This is a genomic window from uncultured Kordia sp., from assembly GCF_947496985.1.
Lineage (GTDB): Bacteria > Bacteroidota > Bacteroidia > Flavobacteriales > Flavobacteriaceae > Kordia.
In genome coordinates, this window is record NZ_CANMEZ010000001.1 from 884,488 (window position 1) to 903,236 (window position 18,749).

Consider the following 18,749-nt stretch of genomic DNA (forward strand, 5'->3'; position numbering starts at 1 on the left):
TCACAAATCTTACAGAATGTTTAACAACTATAATATACTAATAATTCGCTAAATATGTTATTTTTATCAGTTATATGATGAATGCATACGAGCAAATACAAAAGAAACTAGGGCAATTTGTAACAAAATACTATACAAATGAGCTTATCAAAGGTACGATTCTGTTTTTCAGTATCGGACTGTTATATTTTATTATCACCTTATTAGTTGAACACTTTTTGTGGTTAAATACAGGCGCAAGAACTGCTTTATTCTGGGTTTTTATCTTGGTAGAAGTAGCACTTTTTGCAAAATTTATTGTGTTTCCACTAACGAAACTATTCAAACTTCAAAAAGGAATTAGCTATAAAGAAGCGTCAAAAATTATTGGTGATCACTTTCCAGAAGTGAATGATAAATTATTAAACGTATTACAACTTTCGGAAACAGCTGCGGAATCTGAATTGTTGCTGGCAAGTATTGAACAAAAATCAAAAGAATTGCAACCAATTCCGTTTCAAGTAGCTATCAATTTCAAGAAAAACCTCAAATATGCTAAATATGCCATTTTACCATTAGCGATTGTATTATTTGTATGGATTTCAGGAAACAGCTCGCTATTTAGTAAAAGTTACGAACGTGTTGTCAACTATCAAACAACATACGAGCCGCCAGCGCCGTTTCAATTTTTAGTTGTAAATGATTCATTACAAGCAATTGAAAATCAATCGTATAAATTACAAGTACAAACCTTAGGAGATGTAACTCCAGAGGAAGTTCAAATTACTTTAGGAGACGAAACCTATTTTCTTCAAAACAAAGGAATTGGAAATTTTGAATACACATTTTCAAAACCAAAAGATGCAACTACATTTACGCTTACAGCTAATGAAGTAACTTCTAAAGAATACACATTAAACGTAGTAAAAGTCCCTTCATTAGTGAATTTTCAAATGGTATTAGATTATCCTGCGTATACAAAACGTAAAGATGAGGTACTGAAAAGTACAGGAAATGCAACGATTCCTGAAGGAACAAAAATTACATGGGAAGCTAAAGCAAAACAAACGAATCAGTTGGAATTAATTTCTAGTGATAGTACTTATATTTTCAATAAAGATGCAAACGAATTCAAATTAGAAAGGAGAATATATCAAAAACTTGATTATCAAATAAGTACAAGCAATAATGAACTTAAAAACTATGAGAATTTAGGCTTTAACATTAGTGTGATTAAGGACGAATACCCAAAGATGGATTTGCAATCAAAACGAGATACTATTGATGAACGTACAATGTATTTTCTTGGGCAAGTTTCAGATGATTATGGTCTAAAACGTTTACAATTAGTGTATTATCCAACAGAAAATCAAGATAAAAATGTCAAAGAGAATATAGCAATTAGTAAATCAAACATTGATCAATTTCAATATACATTTCCCGGAAATCTAGAATTGACAAAAGGTGTGAATTATGAATTCTATTTTGAATTAACTGATAATGATGGAATTCGTGGTGGTAAAAAAGTAAAAAGTGAAGTATTCAATTATCGTAAACTTACAGATACAGAATTGGAAACGGAACAACTAGAGCAACAGCAAGAAACGATTCAGGACTTAGACAAATCTTTAGAAAAACTAAAGAAACAACAAGAAGAGTTAAAAAAGATATCTAAAGAGCAAAAGGAGAAAAGTGAATTGAATTTCAATGATCAGAAAAAGTTAAAAAACTTTTTAGAACGTCAAGAGCGTAATGATCAAATGATGGAAAAATTCTCCAAGCAATTGGAAAAGAATTTAGAAGAATTTCAACCAGAAGATACAAAAGATGATGAAGACAAAGAATTGCTAAAAGAGCGTTTAGAGCGTCAACAAAAAGAATTAGAGAAGAATGAAAAGTTGATGGAGGAACTCAAAAAACTTGCTGAGAAAATTAGCGAAGAAGAACTCCAAGAAAAGTTAGAAAAACTTGGAAAACAACAACAAAACAATAAAAAGAATTTACAGCAAATTGTAGAATTAACAAAACGCTTCTATGTAACAAAGAAAGCCGAAAAGATTCAACGCGAATTATCTGAACTTGCTAAAGAACAGGACGATCTCTCTAAAAAAGAAGGGAAAGAAAATACAAAGGAAAAGCAAGAAGAGCTGAATAAAAAGTTTGAAGATTTACAAAAGCAAATGGATGATTTAGACAAAGAAAATAGTGAACTTAAAAAACCACTAGATTTAGAACGCAAGAAAGAAGAAGAAGAAGATATCAAAGAAGAACAACAAGATGCGACTGACGATTTAGAAAAAAGTGAAGAATCGCCAAGTGAACAACAAAAGCAACAGCAACAACAAAGCGCAAAACAAAAACAGAAAAAAGCAGCTCAGAAAATGCAACGTATGAGTAAAGCAATGCAATCTTCTATGCAAATGAGTGGACAACAAAGCATTCAAGAAGATGCAGAAATGTTGCGTCAAATTTTAGATAACTTGGTTATCTTCTCTTTCGAGGAAGAAACACTAATGGAAGGCTTTGAAGATATAGATAACACAAATGCGAGTTATGCTTCAAAACTAAAACGCCAAAATGAATTGCGCAAAATGTTCGAACATGTGGATGATAGTTTATTTGCAATGTCATTGCGTCAACCAAAAATATCTGAAACAATCAACAAAGAAATTACAGATATCTATTTCAACATTGACAAATCCTTAGAATTATTAGCCGAAAATAATGTATACAGAGGCGTTTCTGCACAACAATATGCATTGACTTCTACAAACAAACTTGCAGACTTTTTAAGTGGCGTTCTTGATAATCTGAATCAAAGTATGGGACAAGGGCAAGGTCAGGGTTCTTCAGGAGTTGGACAAAGTGGGCAAAACCAAGGTCAGGGTAAAGGTTTTCAATTGCCAGATCTTATTCAATCGCAAGAAGATCTTAATAAGCAAATGCAACAAGGCATGAAGCAAGAAGGGCAAGGAAAAGACGGAAAAGGTGGAAAAGAAGGAGGCAAAGAAGAAGGTGAAAAAGGAAAAGGAGGAAAAGATGGTAAGCAAGGAGAAAATGGACAGCAAGGTGGCGGATCGGGAAGTGGAGATGAAAATGAATCAGGAAAACTATACGACATTTATAAACAACAACAACAGTTGCGTCAACAGTTTGAACAACAATTAAAAGATAAATACGGTGACAAAATAAAAGACTCTCAATCAATAGAATTGCTTAAGCAAATGGAAGAAGTTGAAACTGAATTATTAGAAAGAGGTTTTAATGACGAAACAATGAAAAAGATGATTGAACTTAAATATGAACTTCAAAAACTAGACAAAGCAGCTTTCGAACAAAAGCAAGAAAGTAGGCGAGAAGCAACTACAAATCGTAAAGATTTTACAAATACTACAAACGAAAAAATGCCTGATGTGAGACAGTATTTCAATCAAATTGAAATATTAAACAGACAAGTATTACCTTTGCGCAATAATTACAAAAAGAAAGTACAAGCGTATTTCAAAAATAAAGATGATTAGTTTTCATTACGAAACCCAATTTGAACTTCCAAATGAAGCGCAAATTGAACAATGGATTAGCAACGTTATTGACTCAGAAGACAAACGTGAAGGAGATATCAATTACATATTTTGTGATGATGAATATCTTCATAAATTAAACGTAGAATTCCTTAACCATGATACGTTAACCGATATTATTAGCTTTGATAACTCAGTGGGAAACGAACTACATGGTGATGTGTTTATTTCAATTGAACGTATTGCTGATAATGCAGCGGATTTTAATGTTTCTTTTGAAGAAGAACTAAGAAGAGTCATGGTTCATGGTGTGTTGCATTACTGTGGGTACAAAGACAAAACTGATGATGATCAAACAGAAATGACAAGTAAGGAAAATGAAAAACTAAAGATGTTCCACGTGGAACAATCTTAAAATACTGCTCAAAAACTTTTAAAAATTGTTACAAAGAGAAATTCAATCGTTAAGATATGTTTAATACGGAATATGATGTAATAGTTGTTGGTGCAGGTCATGCAGGTTCAGAAGCTGCCGCTGCCGCTGCCAACATGGGAAGCAAAACATTGCTCGTTACGATGAACCTTCAAAATATAGCACAAATGTCTTGTAATCCTGCTATGGGTGGAATTGCAAAAGGACAAATTGTGCGTGAAATAGATGCGCTTGGTGGATATAGCGGAATTGTTACGGACAACTCTGCAATTCAATTTAAAATGCTAAACAAGTCAAAGGGCCCTGCTATGTGGTCGCCAAGAGCGCAAAGTGATCGAATGCGTTTTGCAGAAGAATGGCGTTTAATGTTAGAGCGAACTGAGAACTTAGATTTTTATCAAGAAATGGTTCGTGGTTTAATTATTGAAGGAGGAAAAATTAAAGGTGTAAAAACATCTCTAGGATTAGAAATACGATCAAAAACAGTGGTTTTAACCAATGGAACATTCTTAAACGGATTGATTCATATAGGTGATAAAAACTTCGGTGGAGGAAGAGCAGGAGAAAGAGCGGCAACAGGAATTACAGAAGAATTAGTAGCGTTAGGTTTTGAATCTGGAAGAATGAAAACAGGAACTCCGCCACGAGTTGATGGACGTTCATTAGATTATTCTAAAATGATCATTCAACCCGGAGACGCACAACCTGATAAATTCTCATATCTTAAAACAACAAAACCCTTAGAAAATCAACGTGCATGTCATATGACATATACGTCTCCATTAGTACACGATTTACTAAAAGAAGGTTTCGATAGATCGCCAATGTTCAATGGAAGAATTCAATCTATTGGGCCAAGGTATTGCCCATCAATTGAAGATAAAATCAATCGTTTTGCAGACAAAGATCGCCATCAATTATTTGTGGAGCCTGAAGGTTGGAATACGGTTGAAGTATATGTAAATGGATTTTCAACATCGCTTCCAGAAGATGTCCAATTCAAGGCATTGCGTTCGGTTGTAGGATTTGAAAATGTAAAATTCTTTAGACCTGGATATGCAATCGAATATGATTACTTTCCGCCAACGCAATTAAAACATACGTTAGAAACTAAAATTGTAGATGGACTGTTTTTTGCTGGACAAATTAATGGAACTACTGGTTATGAAGAAGCCGCTTCTCAAGGATTAATGGCTGGAATAAATGCAGCGTTGCAAGTTCAGGAAAGAGAAGAATTTATCCTAAAAAGAAACGAAGCATATATTGGAGTTTTAGTGGATGATCTTATCACTAAGGGAACAGAAGAACCATACAGAATGTTTACTTCACGTGCAGAATACAGAACGTTATTGCGTCAAGATAATGCTGATTTTAGATTAACACCAGTTGGTCATAAACTTGGTTTGGCAAACGAAGAACGATTAAAAGCTATGGAACATAAGAAGACTTCTTCTGATGCTTTTATCAAATTCTTTAAAGATACAAGTGTAAAGCCTGCTGAAATAAATCCTGTTTTAGAGACTAAAAACTCGGCTAAGGTAAAGCAACAAGATAAGATGTTTAAGATCTTTGCACGTCCAAACATTAGTATGGATGACATGAAACAAGTAGCATCAGTTTCACAATATATTGAAGACAATAAGTTGGATAAAGATGTATTAGAACAGACAGAAGTTCAGATTAAATATGCAGGATATATTAATAAAGAAAAAAGCAATGCTGATAAGTTGAATAACCTAGAACGTGTAAAAATCCCAACAGATTTTCAATACGAAGGATTAACCAATTTGTCTATGGAAGCACGTCAAAAACTTGCTAAAATACGTCCGGTAAACTTATCACAAGCATCACGAATCAGTGGAGTTTCTCCAAGCGATATTAGCGTTATGTTAGTGTATTTAAATAGGTAAAAACATAGTGTTCCACGTGGAACATCTTATTCTATGGAAATAAAATCATTACAACTTACGCCAATTCAAGAAATCATTTCAACCTTGAACTTGGCGTTTTCTGATTACTTTATTCCGATTAATTTTACGATTGATTATGTCAACGAACGTTGGGCTGCTTCAGGTGTAGATTACAGTTTGTCGTTTGGTGTTTTTGACAACAATGAACTCGTTGGATTCATCATTCATGCAATAAATATCTATGGAGATACGAAAGTTGCGTATAACGCTTCTACAGGAATTATTCCGATACATCGCAGAAAAGGTTTGTTGACAAAACTATATGAGAAAGCAATTATTAAGCTCAAGGAAAACGGTATTCAAAAAAGCACATTGGAATGTATCACAAAAAATGAACGCGCTATTTTAGCATATCAAAAAGTAGGTTTCAATATTGATAGACAATATCATTTATACAAATTAGAATGGAAACAAAAAGATATAGATACGAAGTATAAAATTGACATTTCAAATACATTTGATTTCTCTGAATTTAATCAATTAGAAAACTATTTCCCATCTATAGAAAACCAGAATCATTGTTTAGAAAAGTATCAAGATAATTTAATTGCAATTAAAGTTTCTGATCAAAATGAAATCATAGCATATTTACTTTTTCATAAAATATCAAAGCGAATTCATAGGTTAGGAGTGAAGCAAAATGATTGGAATACATTTGGTGAAGTTTTATTCTCAGGATTGGAAACAGGTAGTTATAATATCATAAATATTGATACACAAAATAAAAGTCTACATGCGTTTTTTCGTAAAATGAATTTTGATAATTACATAGATCAATATGATATGAGTTTTGATTTCTGATTGATGCCTGCAAATGATTTTGAAAGTGGTTCAATTTTTGAGAATGTATATGAAAAATAATAGTATGAAATATATTAAAATTACTACTTGTTTTATGTTGTTCTTATTTGCAACAAATTGCATCTCTCTTAAAAAAGCACCAGAAGTAAATGCGAGTGGATACATAATTGCAAAAGGAAAAAAACTAAAAAAATCATTAAGCAACGCAAATCACTTTGTTTTTTACAACCATTTATACGATAGTGACCTAACAGCTTTTATAGAATATAAATTAAAAGCGGAAGAAAATAGCTTTTTGCAAAATCTTCCAGTCAATATCAAAGAAACTAATTTTTTAATGACATTTTATACGGTAGCAAGTTCTGATAAATCGATCAACTTACTGAAGCCTTTTGTAAATAAAGCAATAAATGAAAAATTAAATACAGATTTCAGTGAAGATGTTGAAACTAAAGAAACGGAATATTATTATGTAGCTGTATATGTAGAAAGCGATTTAGAATCTGATTCATTAAAAGAAGAATCCATTCATAGAAAAATTGTAGAAAATTATTTAATTGGTTTGATGAACGAATATCAAAGCATTGGTTCATCTAAAGAATTAAATTTTATCATAGGAAATAATTAATTGTTCCACGTGGAACAATTTAACCAATCAAATAGAAGTACATAAAAAATGAACAACGTAACAGTAAAAGATCATTCAGTTTCTGGTGAAGAATTTCAATTGGTTTTTGATGAGGTGTTGGAAATGTATAGAACCGAACCACAACCAAGTTTGAAAAAACTACCTTCATATTATCAGAGTGAAGATTACATTTCGCATACAGATACAAAACGCAATCTTTTTGAAAAAGTATATCATTGGGTTCGTTCATATATGTTGTCTAAAAAAATGGCAATCGTAACTCAGTACACTAAAACAGATTTAAAACTTGTATTGGATATTGGTTGTGGAACTGGCGACTTTTTAAAAATGGCACAGGAATACAAGTGGAATGTTTCTGGAGTAGAACCAGATGACAATGCTAGAAAAATTGCAAGCGAAAAAACAGGAATTAAAATTCAAGACAATAATTGGTTGTCAGAAATTGATGATCATAGTTTTGATGCAATAACAATGTGGCATGTACTAGAACATGTTCCAAACTTAGATGAACAAATTGCTACACTTAAAAGAATTGTCAAACCAAACGGAACAATTTTTATTGCAGTTCCAAACTTTAAAAGTCATGATGCTAAACATTATAAATCTAAATGGGCAGCGTATGACGTACCAAGACATCTTTGGCATTTTTCACAAAAATCAATAAAAGGACTTTTTGAAAAAGAAAATCTAAAAGTAGTAAAAACCTTACCTATGCGATTTGATGCTTATTATGTGAGTTTACTTTCTGAAAAACACAAAACAGGGAAAATGAATCCGGTAAAAGCAATGTACAGAGGATTTGTGTCAAATTTTAAAGCAATCACAACTTCTGAGTATTCTTCACTCATTTATGTCATTAAAAACAATTAAAAAGGCATTATTAGTTGTTTTAAGCGCGTTTCAAGCTTTAAATAGTAAATCCTGTCAGGATTTCAGAGAAATCGATTAAAAACAGCGCATAATTAAGTTAATTTTTATAGATTTTGTTTATCATCCGATAAAAAATAATCAATTATTATTATATGTTGAGTTTTGCTAAAAATTCATTCAAACTTCACAATATGTTATGTAAACTTTATTTCTATTTTTGCGGCAACGAAAATTTATAAATAACGGAGAAATGTCGATTTGTCAATTTTCAAAAACTAAAACTAAAAAACAACTTAAATTCATACTCATGAAAAAATTAATCGTTTTGGCAATTGCTGCTCTAGGATTATATTCTTGTCAACAACCAACAAAAATTGCCTTTGTTGATAATTCTGAATTGGTAAACGAATACCAAGAGAAAAAAGATTTGGAAGAAACAATGAAAATCAAAATTGAAAAATTCCAAAAGAAAAATGACAGTATTGGACGTGCTTTTCAAATGGAAGTGCAAGATGCACAAATTAAAGCTGCTAAAATGTCTAAAAGCAATCAAGATCAATTAATGCAACAATTACAACAAAAGCAAGGAATGTTGCAACAACAATATCAAGTTGAAGAAAATGCTATAAAGCAAGAAAGTCAATCGTTAAACGACTCTTTATTAAGCAAAATAAAAAAATATGTTGCGGAATATGGAAAAACAAATGGTTACGATTACATTCTTGGTAAAAACGAATACGTAGGAACAGTTTATTACGGAAAAGAAGAAACAAACGTTACAAAAGAATTATTAGAAGCGTTAAATAAAAAATACGCTGAAGAAAAGAAGTAATTTCAAGACACATACAAGATGTAAACTAAAGACTTTCAGGAAACTGAAGGTCTTTTTTAGTATATTATTTTCTAATTCCTGCGAAGACTAGAGTCAAGATTTTCAAATTAATACATTGTCTCATTAAAAATGATAATACTTTGTTAAAAACCAACAAAAAATACAGGCTACCAATTAAGAAGATTATTTTTATCTCTTAAAATAATGTGAATTATGCAACCTTTCATTTTACGAGTTGTCAATAGGTTTAGAATATCAATCAGAAAATCTATAAAACAATGAAAAACAGTGTTATCTGGATATGTCTATTTATGAGTACGTTTCTCTTCGCGCAAGAAAAATTCAGTGTAAGCGGAACTATAAAAGACAAAAAAAATGGTGAAACCTTATTAGGAGCAACTGTATATTTAAAAGGGACTAGTAATGGAGCAGTAACCAACGAATATGGTTTCTTTTCATTAACAGCGCCCAAAGGAACATACACCTTAGTAGTTTCGTTTATTGGGTATGAAACCATTTCCAAAGAAATTAATTTAACAGTAGACCAAACGGTAAATTTTGAAGTAAAGGAAGCGTCAACGTCTTTAGATACCGTGGTTATTGAAGCGGAAGAATCTGAACGTGTAAGCATTCGAAAACCGCAAATGAGTGTTGCCAAACTAAATGCAGCAACCATTAAACAAATGCCCGTAGTTTTAGGGGAAGTTGATGTGATCAAATCAATTCAAATGCTACCAGGTGTTACAAATTCTGGAGAAGGAACTGCAGGTTTTAACGTTCGTGGTGGAGCAGCCGATCAAAACTTAGTATTGTTAGATGAAGCAATTATTTACAATACATCACACTTTTTTGGTTTCTTCTCTGTATTTAATGCGGATGCGATTAAAGATATTAAACTCTATAAAGGAGATATTCCTGCAAAATATGGAGGTCGAATTTCTTCAGTGTTAGATGTGCGTCAGAAAGATGGAAACAGTAAAAACTTAGAAGTAAATGGTGGTGTTGGTTTAATATCGAGTCGTTTGGCGGTTGAAGGTCCAATGTTTAACAAAAAAGGATCATTCTTAGTAGCAGGAAGAACTTCGTATGCACATTTATTTATGCCTTTAATTAAAGAAATTAAGGATGATAAAATTTCGTTTTATGACTTAAATCTAAAAGCAAACTACGAAATCAATAAAAACAATAAAGTATATCTTTCAGGATATTTTGGTAGGGACATTTTTGATATTTCACAATTTATCAAAAACAGATACGGAAATACATCAGCAAACTTACGTTGGAATCATGTATTTAATGAAAAACTCTTTTCAAATTTATCGTTAATCTACAGTAAATATGACTATCAAATAGTTCTTGATTTTATAAAGCTAGACTGGGTTGCCGATATTTCAAACTTTAATTTAAAGTATGATTTGCGTTACTATGCAAATGATAAGCTAAAGCTAGATTTTGGTGTGAGTGGAATTTCATATGATTTCAATCCTGGAGAAGTAAAACCTACAGACCCAAGCTCTTCTATTAACTTTAGAAAACTTGATCAAAAAAGAGCGTTTGAAGCTGCTGCCTATATGAGTGCAGAACATGAATTAACAGATAAATTAACTGCTCAATACGGATTGCGTTTCAGTACATTTAGTCGTTTGGGAGGACAAACATTATCAAACTACGCAAACAATTTGCCTGTTGTATACAATAATGAAATAGGAATTTATGAAGAAGGAGAAGAAATTGGTACTACTGACTATAAAAAGAGTAAAAGCATCAAAACCTTTGCAAACGTTGAGCCAAGACTTGGACTTTCGTACCAACTTAATGATAACTCTTCGTTAAAAGCTAGTTATACACGATCTGTTCAATACGTACATTTACTATCAAATACGGTTTCTGTAACACCTGTTGATGTTTGGGCACCAAGTGGACGTTACATTAAACCACAAAAATCAAATCAATTTGCAGCTGGATATTATCGAAATTTCAATGATAAAAAATATTCATTAGAGTTTGAAACATATTATAAAAATGTAGATAACAGAATTGACTACATTGATGGTTCTAACTTAATAGGGACAAACAATATTGAAACTGAAATCCTAAATGGAGAAGCAAGAGCCTATGGTTTAGAAGTCTTATTCCGTAAAAACAAAGGAAAATTCAAAGGTTGGATTGCATATACATTATCAAAATCTGAGCAAAGAGCACTTGGTGGAAATGCTGGCGGACCTGGAATTAACAAAGGAAATTGGTACAACACACCGTATGACAGAACACATGATCTTTCTATAACAGGAAGTTATGATTTGAATGACAAATGGAAATTTAGTGCAAACTTTGTATACCAAACTGGTCGTCCGGTAACATATCCAAATGGACAATACCAATATGAAGGTATCTCTATTGCTAGTTTTGATGAACGAAACGCAAATCGTTTACCAGCATATCACAGACTAGATTTATCAGCAACATTTACACCAACAAAAAATAAAAATAGACGTTGGCAAAGCGAATGGGTTTTTGGTTTGTATAACGCTTACGCGAGAAAAAACGCAGCATCAATCTCATTCTCACAAGATTTTGATTCAGGTGTAAACGAAGCAAGAAGACTCTCTATTTTTGGAAGTTTTATTCCATCCATAACATATAATTTTAAATTCTAAGAGCATGAAAAAGTATATCAAATTATCAGCAATCTTAGCAGTATTCATCATGTTTGTAGCATGTGATGACAAAATAGATGTAGATGTTCCGGAAGCGGCACCACGTTTGGTGATTGAAGCTTCTTTAGACTGGGAAAAAGGAACAGTAGGGAACAATCAAACCATAAAATTAAGTACGTCAACACCGTATTTTCAAACAACATTAAACACGAGTGTTATAGGAGCTTCTGTAAAAGTAACTAACAACAATTCTAATGTAGAATACAACTTTACAGATCAAAATAATGGAGATTATACCATTAACAATTTTGTACCTGTTATAGGCGACTCTTATACGTTAGAAGTAATTCATGATGGAGAAACCTATACCGCAACAGAAAATTTGATGCCAGTATCACCAATTATAAACGTTGAACAATCGTTGGAAGGCGGATTTGATGATGAAGTATTGGATGTTACGATATTCTTTGATGATCCTGCAGGTATAGATAACTATTACATGTTTTCAAACAAAGAAGACTCTGACTTATTTGCAGAATTAGAAACACAATCGGATGAATTCTCTGATGGAAATGAGCAAAATGAATTCTTTGAAAAAGACAAAGATGATGAAGATCCTGAAGCAGAATATAACCCAGGAGATACGGTAAATATAAAAATGTACGGAATATCTCAACGATATTACAACTATGTAACTTTATTAGTAGAACAATATGATGCTGGTGGAGATCCATTTGCAGCAACACCTGCAGAAATAAAAGGAAACTGTATAAATATTACCAATGAATCCAATTATGCATTTGGTTATTTTAGAGTTACTGAATTTGATCAAGTCGATTATACATTTCAATAAAAATACCCTCTTAATTAGTTTGTTTCATAGAAGTAAATTCTATGCGAAAAGCGTAATTCCTCTCCGGATTGCGCTTTTTTTAGTGGTTAAAATTAAATCAAGAAATGAAACGATTTTGTTTTTTAACTTAAATTCTTTTAAATTTAAGAGTTAAATCTTACAATTAAAGATATAACCCGATTAGAATAACTAATAAATAAACCCCAAAACAAATGAAAAATGTATTAATTATTGCGTTATTATTGATAGGTGCATCAATATCTGTACAAGCGCAAAACTTTGATGTTCCTCCGAATCCTGAAGCAGGAAAATGTTATGAAAGATGCTTTGATTACGATAAAAAAATTGAATGGAAAGAGATTGATTGTTCTAAAGTAAAAGAACAAAATATCAAAATGACAGCAGCGCAACTAGCTAAATTTGAGGAAAAAAAGCAAAAAATGGAACAATATCAGGAAAAACTAAAAGCACTCGGTTACAATGTTGAAGTAACAGGAATTGCGGATAACAAAACAATCATAGCACATCATAAATACCTACAACAACGAAAGAAGAAAAAATAGAATTCAACTAAGTACTACAATAATTAATAACCTCTAAGCTGATAAAATTGCTCAGAGGTTATTTTTTACTCAAATTTTAACACATCCTATTGTGGAAATGTTCTTAAAAATATAGCAGGTTGTCCTCCAGAAATTACTGTTAAATGATCTCTAGTAACTAACTCACCTTTATCAGTATATCCACTAATAATGATGCGTTTCATTCCTGGGATTAATTCCCCAAAACGTTCACCACTATCAACTTCAACACCCATAAGATGCGGAGCGCCAATTCTAGTTCCAATAATATTTCCTGTTCCGTTTTCAATTAAAACTCGCTGACCAATAGCTGGCGGCGGAAATAATTGACTCACAGTAATATTATGTAATGGAGTAAGTTTAATATAATCTGATGAATCTACAATTGCTGGCGTTGCTACTTGTGGTGTTGCATCATTTTGCGCTAGCACATGTATCGTACGACCAAATCTTGGTGTATCTGAATTGTCTAAACAAAACATCCATACTGTTGTCATTGGTTTCCCATCTTCAGTTTCAAATGTAGCATAATATCTTTCATGTACATATAATGGATTTACACGTTTTCCGTCGTCGTTTAAATCTAGATTATAAAAAATATTTGTTGTTAAAGTTCCTACAGTATATGTTCCTGTAGCACCTTCAATAATAAGCTCTTCTATAGGTTCTGTTGGTTTAAAATATTTATAAATTCTAATATTTTTAACTGGTACTGGTATTCCTTGCATGATTAATAAATTTATAAGGTTTGTATATGTGTAATATGAGCATCTCCTTTAAGAGGTGCATAAATGCTTACGATAGCTGCGCCATTTATTGGCATAATAGTAGCAGCTTCTGTATTACAGAAAAACTTATAGTTCACTCCTGAAACAACTTGTGTTGAAACGGCAACAGGTGAATAACGTACACCAACAAGTCCTTTTGTAGCTTGTGCGAACGCTTTTTTAGCTTCATCTGAAATATTACATGTATATGGAGAATAACCTCCTGGTAGGGTTGACATGATTAAAGTATTTAAATTGGTTCCTACTCTTTTTTAGGCTTTTCGGATTCCGCCTTCCATAATCAAATAAAAGGAAGTAGCTACTAAACAATTATTGCTTTTTTAATGATTATGATGCAAATATCTTACGATAATTGAGGAATTTTCAGCGTATAATTACTTGGTTTTAAAAAAGGTTGATTTACCTAATTGTTTATAAATCAATATATAATCGTTAAAAAATGTACTTTTGGAGAAACTAACAGTACACATTACAAGATGTTGAAGTATTATATAATGAAAATAAAATGAGTGTTTGAAAAATATTTTTATAAAAATATGCAACCTTTGTAAAATTAACTTGTCTATACAGAGAGAAGTCAACTATATCATGGTAAATCCGTGAGACATGTGTAAGGAATTTACATAAAACATTGAGAAAGGCCTCGAAGCATTTTACATCTCGATTATTGAGCAAACCATAACCGCATCATATTTCATAACATAGTGAATAACGCTATACTATTTACACATAAAGATCTTGTTGAAAAAAGCAAGTTAGGTAATCGTAAAATGCAGTACAAACTGTATTCATTATACGTTGATGCTATGTTTAATGTGAGTATTCGGATTGTGAAAATAAAAGAAGATGCGGAAGATGTAGTGCAAGATAGTTTTATAGACGCATTCAAAAACCTTGATTCATTTAAATATGAAAGTACCTTTGGTTCGTGGTTAAAAAGAATTGTAATCAATAAAAGCATCAATTACCTAAAAGTAAAGCGGATTCCCCTAGTTGCTATAGAAGAACAAGAATACTGGATTCCTGAAAAAGAAGAAGAAATAAGTAAAGAAGACATAGACGTAGACAAAATAAAAAATGCCATTCAACAATTACCAAATGGCTATCAAACAATCATTAATTTATACCTCATTGAAGGATATGACCACAAAGAAATAGGCGACATTTTAGAAATCAGTGTATCAACTTCAAAATCGCAATATCACCGCGCCAAAAAGAAGTTAATCCAATTAATAAATTGATCATGAAAGACGAATTAAAAGACTACATACAATCCCACAGAAATGAGTTCGATGATCATTCCATAGACGAAGTTGACAGACTAAAGCTATGGGGAAAAATTAGCGAGCAATTGCCCGAAACACCTAAAAAAGTAATCCCATTATGGAAAAAAGCTTCATTTAGAGTTGCGGCAGCGGTTGTATTACTGTTCGGTTGTATGTTTGCATACTTTGCTACAAATCAATCAACAGGAGAATATGATATGGTAAGTGAAGAATTCCGTCAAATAGATACGCATTACAAATCGTTGGTGGAAAATCAAATTCAGTTGGTAAAAAGCAGTACCAACTTATCCAAAGCAGCTCAAGAAGAGTTTTTAAGTTATATAGACGAGTTAGATAAAGAATACCTCAATCTAAAAAAAGAACTCAAACAAGGAGTCAACAATCAAATAATCATTGAAGCAATCATAAACAACTATAGAAAAAAAATACAATTAATGGAAGATCTCTTACGAAGATCCTATCCAACTCAAAATACCCTAGACGATGGTGAGCTCATTCTATAAAACATTCCTTTTTGGAGTCTTATGCTTACTGTCTTATCAACACATGTTAGGACAGCATAAACTCAATAAAGAAATTCGGGAAACCTACGCTTTTACCGACGAAAATAAACTGTACTTAGAAAATTCGTACGGCAATATTTTCCTTACGGGATGGGACAAAAACACTATTGAAATTGTAGTAAATATAGAAGCGGAAGGAAAAAATGAAGACAAAGCAAAAAAATTGCTCGATAGAGTAAAAACAGACATTATTGACAACAATAATGAAGTAAAAATCATTTCTAAAATAGAAAAAAATGAAGGTGGGTTTTTAGGACGATATATCAGTAAAATAGATCCTTTTAAAAACGAAAAAACATTTATAAACTATACCATATATCTACCCAAAAAATCAATGGTAGAAGTATACAATAAATATGGAGATATTACGATATCTGATTGGAGTGGAAAACTAAAAACGATAGTAGAGCATGGTGATTTACGAATTTCTAACGAATTAAAAAATGCAGAAATTACACTAAAACATGCTAAACTTGATGTTGTAGAGTTGTATGAATCATACATCATTTCAAAAGATGCAACCTTAGAAATTCATAATGGAATTGACCTGAAAATTGATTCTGATGGTTCAGAAATGATCTTAAACAACATACAAAATTTAGAACTTAACGCTAACAAAGATAAAATAGATATTGTGAAACTGAACAATATCTCAGGAGATATAAAATATTCAAAAACGGTGTTCAAAACTGTAGGAGGAAAGGTAAAACTCAATCTTTATTACGGAGAATTGAGAATTCTAAAACATATACAGAACGAGCCAGATTTTAATATCAATCAACAAGAGGCAGAAGTATATATAAATATTTCTGAAACAAACTTTACTTTCAATGCAAAATTAGAACAAGGAGTGTTGCGTATTCCAAAAACAATGGAAAATATAGAAAGTGAAATCATAGACAGAAAAGAGAAAATAAGACGTATAAGCGCTTCATATGGAGCAAAACAGACTGGAACGATAACATGTACTGGTTACAAAGGCGTCATCATCTTAAAAGAACTATAAATACGAAACAACCGAAACAACCATACAAAATGAAAAAGTTAATAACTGCAGTATTCATACTATTCATTTTTAACACACTTACCGCACAAACGGACGAAACCAATGATTATTTCGAATTTGACGATCGCAAAAACATTGTACATGGAGTCTATTTAGGATTTACACCACAATTTGGAAGAATATCTGGTGAAGATGCCGCGTTGATTAATTTAAAACTTGCCTACGTAGCAAATAGAAAATTTGAAATAGGAATCTCTACAAGTGTATTTTTTAGTGCACAACCAAACAATACTAATGTGTATGCACGTGATGAAGTGCTTTTAGTTGGCGCTTATGGCGGATTACACATAGAGCCAATTCTATTTGGAAACAGGTTTGTAAGTATCTCTTTTCCTTTAATGATTGGTGGTGGAGTTGCAACTTTACTTGAAAAAAAGGCTGATGGTGAATTTGACGAAACTTCTCTGGAAAATGATACAAATGACTATGATTCATTTTTAATTGCTGAACCAGGTGTAAATATACTTTACAACATATCTCGTTTTATACAAATAGAAACAGGTGTACGGTATAGAATCTCAGAATCATTTCGATTACCATTCTACGGAAGAGATAATATCAAAGGGTTTTCTGTTGGTTTAGGACTAAAAATTGGAATCTTCAATATGGGAAGAAAGAAAAAAATTAAAGATAAATTCTAATGAAAGCAGTTTAGTTTAAAGCGAAAAAAACCTCGATAAATTTAGAATTACCGAGGGAAGAAAAACTAGTAAATAGGTTTGAGATGTATTTTCTTTTTCCCGAATATCTTTAAACAACTTTTCGGATGTTGTTATTTATTTTTCATAGCAATCTTTTCCCAATCCTTATTGTGTGTTTACAAGTAAAAAAAAGGGCAACAAAGACTTTAGCCTCGATCTCAATAGCTTTGCTGCCACTTATTTTCAACTAATAAAAAACCGACTTAATTGAACTTCATTAGTTTTAAAATTTTTTATATCTCAAGAGATAATAAAATTTTGATTTTAACTTAACTTGCTAATAAAACAGGCTATCTAGAAAATACCCTACCATTATTTTAAAAAAAAATAAAAAATTAGAAATTTAAATGTTAAAATTATCAAGAATTACTTGCTTAACTCCTGTTTTTACTAAGGATATGTAAGTTTTTAAAAAAATAAAAAATAATTTACTTTTTCTTCTAATTTCAACAATATCTTCTAAAAAAACTTGATGAAAACTTAAAATGCAACTGCTTTTTGAGTAAAATTTAATAGTTTCATCACACAAAACTCATCTAAAAAAAAAATCCTTAATTTTGGAGCAAACCAAAAAAACTCATCTTACCAACTTTTTTCACTAACCAGAAAAATGAAGACGAGCTCAAAACACTAATTATAAAAATTAATGGCTACAGAGGAAAAATCTGTTTGTGAATCAAAAAACTTTGAAACCATATTCAATGCCAACGCTGAAACGCTTCGTAATTTTATATATTACAAGTGTGGAAGTGAACAACAAGCAGAAGATATTGTTCAAGAAGCTTTCATAAAACTATGGAAAAATTGCGCAAAAGTAATATTTACCAAAGCAAAGTCGTTCTTGTACACGGTAGCCAATAATACCTTCTTAAATGAAGTTGCGCACGAAAAAGTAGTTTTAAAATACAAACAACAAAACACAGGAAAAGTTTCCAACGAAACACCTGAATTCATTCTTAGAGAAAAAGAATTTCAAGAAAAACTACAACGCACCATCGCAAAGCTACCAGAAGGACAACGAGAAGTTTTTTTACTCAACAGAATTGATAAAAAAACATACAAAGAAATTGCAGAAATTATAGGACTTTCTGTAAAAGCAGTAGAAAAAAGAATGCACAAAGCGTTAGTAACGCTGAGAAAAGAAATAGGAAAAATATAAAAAAGGTAGGGTTTTCTTTGAGAAAACTGTTCTATTACTG

The 18,749-nt window shown here is 31.6% G+C and carries 17 protein-coding genes; 15 read left to right on the top strand and 2 right to left on the bottom strand.

From position 1 onward, the window contains the following. Nucleotides 1–77: 77 nt before the first annotated feature. The 10 genes from Q0828_RS04060 to Q0828_RS04105 all read left to right on the top strand — a co-directional run bounded on the left by Q0828_RS04060 (nt 78) and on the right by Q0828_RS04105 (nt 13,128). Nucleotides 78–3,500, top strand: coding sequence for a DUF4175 family protein (locus tag Q0828_RS04060; protein ID WP_366523560.1), 3,423 nt, complete (start codon nt 78–80; stop codon nt 3,498–3,500). Next, nucleotides 3,493–3,915: an rRNA maturation RNase YbeY gene (ybeY, locus tag Q0828_RS04065; RefSeq protein WP_298417907.1), complete on the top strand. Its 423-nt coding sequence runs from the start codon at nt 3,493–3,495 to the stop codon at nt 3,913–3,915. The genes Q0828_RS04060 and ybeY overlap by 8 nt, the downstream gene beginning before the upstream one ends. 56 nt (nt 3,916–3,971) lie before the next feature. Then, nucleotides 3,972–5,843, top strand: a complete 1,872-nt coding sequence (mnmG, locus tag Q0828_RS04070) for a tRNA uridine-5-carboxymethylaminomethyl(34) synthesis enzyme MnmG (protein ID WP_298417909.1) — start codon at nt 3,972–3,974, stop codon at nt 5,841–5,843. Between the two features lie 33 nt (nt 5,844–5,876). After that, nucleotides 5,877–6,704, top strand: coding sequence for a GNAT family N-acetyltransferase (locus Q0828_RS04075; protein WP_298417911.1), 828 nt, complete (start codon nt 5,877–5,879; stop codon nt 6,702–6,704). Nucleotides 6,705–6,768: 64 nt separating this feature from the next. After that, nucleotides 6,769–7,332: a hypothetical protein gene (locus Q0828_RS04080; RefSeq protein ID WP_298417913.1), complete on the top strand. Its 564-nt coding sequence runs from the start codon at nt 6,769–6,771 to the stop codon at nt 7,330–7,332. Nucleotides 7,333–7,380: 48 nt separating this feature from the next. Then, nucleotides 7,381–8,223: a class I SAM-dependent methyltransferase gene (locus Q0828_RS04085; RefSeq protein ID WP_298417915.1), complete on the top strand. Its 843-nt coding sequence runs from the start codon at nt 7,381–7,383 to the stop codon at nt 8,221–8,223. Between the two features lie 307 nt (nt 8,224–8,530). Next, on the top strand, nt 8,531–9,055 hold the full coding sequence (locus Q0828_RS04090) for an OmpH family outer membrane protein (protein WP_298417916.1): 525 nt from the start codon (nt 8,531–8,533) through the stop codon (nt 9,053–9,055). Nucleotides 9,056–9,333: 278 nt separating this feature from the next. Next, a complete protein-coding gene (locus Q0828_RS04095; protein WP_298417917.1) occupies nt 9,334–11,712 on the top strand; it encodes a TonB-dependent receptor in 2,379 nt (792 codons plus the stop codon). Between the two features lie 4 nt (nt 11,713–11,716). Continuing rightward, complete coding sequence (locus tag Q0828_RS04100) at nt 11,717–12,565, top strand: DUF4249 domain-containing protein (RefSeq protein WP_298417918.1); 849 nt, start codon at nt 11,717–11,719, stop codon at nt 12,563–12,565. 212 nt (nt 12,566–12,777) lie between these two features. After that, nucleotides 12,778–13,128: a hypothetical protein gene (locus tag Q0828_RS04105; RefSeq protein ID WP_298417920.1), complete on the top strand. Its 351-nt coding sequence runs from the start codon at nt 12,778–12,780 to the stop codon at nt 13,126–13,128. Between the two features lie 86 nt (nt 13,129–13,214). Here Q0828_RS04105 and Q0828_RS04110 read toward each other — a convergent pair whose 3' ends face one another. Further along, entirely contained in the window at nt 13,215–13,874 is a 660-nt protein-coding gene (locus Q0828_RS04110) for a hypothetical protein (RefSeq protein WP_298417922.1), read from the bottom strand. A gap of 11 nt (nt 13,875–13,885) precedes the next feature. Further along, a complete protein-coding gene (locus Q0828_RS04115) occupies nt 13,886–14,152 on the bottom strand; it encodes a hypothetical protein (protein ID WP_298417924.1) in 267 nt (88 codons plus the stop codon). Nucleotides 14,153–14,638: 486 nt separating this feature from the next. On the opposite strand from Q0828_RS04115, the gene Q0828_RS04120 reads away from it, so the two are divergent. From Q0828_RS04120 to Q0828_RS04140, 5 genes are all read left to right on the top strand, one after another. Further along, a complete protein-coding gene (locus Q0828_RS04120) occupies nt 14,639–15,175 on the top strand; it encodes an RNA polymerase sigma factor (protein WP_298417926.1) in 537 nt (178 codons plus the stop codon). A gap of 2 nt (nt 15,176–15,177) precedes the next feature. After that, the gene (locus Q0828_RS04125; protein ID WP_298417928.1) at nt 15,178–15,723 is read left to right on the top strand and encodes a hypothetical protein; all 546 of its coding nucleotides are present in this window, start codon (nt 15,178–15,180) and stop codon (nt 15,721–15,723) included. Nucleotides 15,724–15,766: 43 nt separating this feature from the next. Further along, nucleotides 15,767–16,789, top strand: coding sequence for a hypothetical protein (locus tag Q0828_RS04130; protein ID WP_298417930.1), 1,023 nt, complete (start codon nt 15,767–15,769; stop codon nt 16,787–16,789). 29 nt (nt 16,790–16,818) lie between these two features. After that, nucleotides 16,819–17,490, top strand: coding sequence for a hypothetical protein (locus Q0828_RS04135; RefSeq protein WP_298417931.1), 672 nt, complete (start codon nt 16,819–16,821; stop codon nt 17,488–17,490). Between the two features lie 706 nt (nt 17,491–18,196). Beyond that, nucleotides 18,197–18,709 (top strand): RNA polymerase sigma-70 factor, encoded by a 513-nt coding sequence (locus Q0828_RS04140; RefSeq protein WP_298417932.1) that lies wholly within the window; start codon nt 18,197–18,199, stop codon nt 18,707–18,709. The last annotated feature ends 40 nt before the right edge of the window (nt 18,710–18,749 follow it).

Excerpts from the sequence above, each read along its gene's own strand:
- Q0828_RS04130 (WP_298417930.1), top strand. The coding sequence starts at position 15,767 with ATGTTAGGACAGCATAAACTCAATAAAGAAATTCGGGAAACCTACGCT.
- Q0828_RS04080 (WP_298417913.1), top strand. The coding sequence starts at position 6,769 with ATGAAATATATTAAAATTACTACTTGTTTTATGTTGTTCTTATTTGCA.
- Q0828_RS04090 (WP_298417916.1), top strand. The coding sequence starts at position 8,531 with ATGAAAAAATTAATCGTTTTGGCAATTGCTGCTCTAGGATTATATTCT.
- Q0828_RS04140 (WP_298417932.1), top strand. The coding sequence starts at position 18,197 with ATGGCTACAGAGGAAAAATCTGTTTGTGAATCAAAAAACTTTGAAACC.
- Q0828_RS04135 (WP_298417931.1), top strand. The coding sequence starts at position 16,819 with ATGAAAAAGTTAATAACTGCAGTATTCATACTATTCATTTTTAACACA.
- Q0828_RS04060 (WP_366523560.1), top strand. The coding sequence starts at position 78 with ATGAATGCATACGAGCAAATACAAAAGAAACTAGGGCAATTTGTAACA.
- Q0828_RS04105 (WP_298417920.1), top strand. The coding sequence starts at position 12,778 with ATGAAAAATGTATTAATTATTGCGTTATTATTGATAGGTGCATCAATA.
- Q0828_RS04075 (WP_298417911.1), top strand. The coding sequence starts at position 5,877 with ATGGAAATAAAATCATTACAACTTACGCCAATTCAAGAAATCATTTCA.
- Q0828_RS04115 (WP_298417924.1), bottom strand. The coding sequence starts at position 14,152 with ATGTCAACCCTACCAGGAGGTTATTCTCCATATACATGTAATATTTCA.
- Q0828_RS04110 (WP_298417922.1), bottom strand. The coding sequence starts at position 13,874 with ATGCAAGGAATACCAGTACCAGTTAAAAATATTAGAATTTATAAATAT.
- Q0828_RS04100 (WP_298417918.1), top strand. The coding sequence starts at position 11,717 with ATGAAAAAGTATATCAAATTATCAGCAATCTTAGCAGTATTCATCATG.
- mnmG (WP_298417909.1), top strand. The coding sequence starts at position 3,972 with ATGTTTAATACGGAATATGATGTAATAGTTGTTGGTGCAGGTCATGCA.
- Q0828_RS04095 (WP_298417917.1), top strand. The coding sequence starts at position 9,334 with ATGAAAAACAGTGTTATCTGGATATGTCTATTTATGAGTACGTTTCTC.
- Q0828_RS04125 (WP_298417928.1), top strand. The coding sequence starts at position 15,178 with ATGAAAGACGAATTAAAAGACTACATACAATCCCACAGAAATGAGTTC.
- Q0828_RS04085 (WP_298417915.1), top strand. The coding sequence starts at position 7,381 with ATGAACAACGTAACAGTAAAAGATCATTCAGTTTCTGGTGAAGAATTT.
- ybeY (WP_298417907.1), top strand. The coding sequence starts at position 3,493 with ATGATTAGTTTTCATTACGAAACCCAATTTGAACTTCCAAATGAAGCG.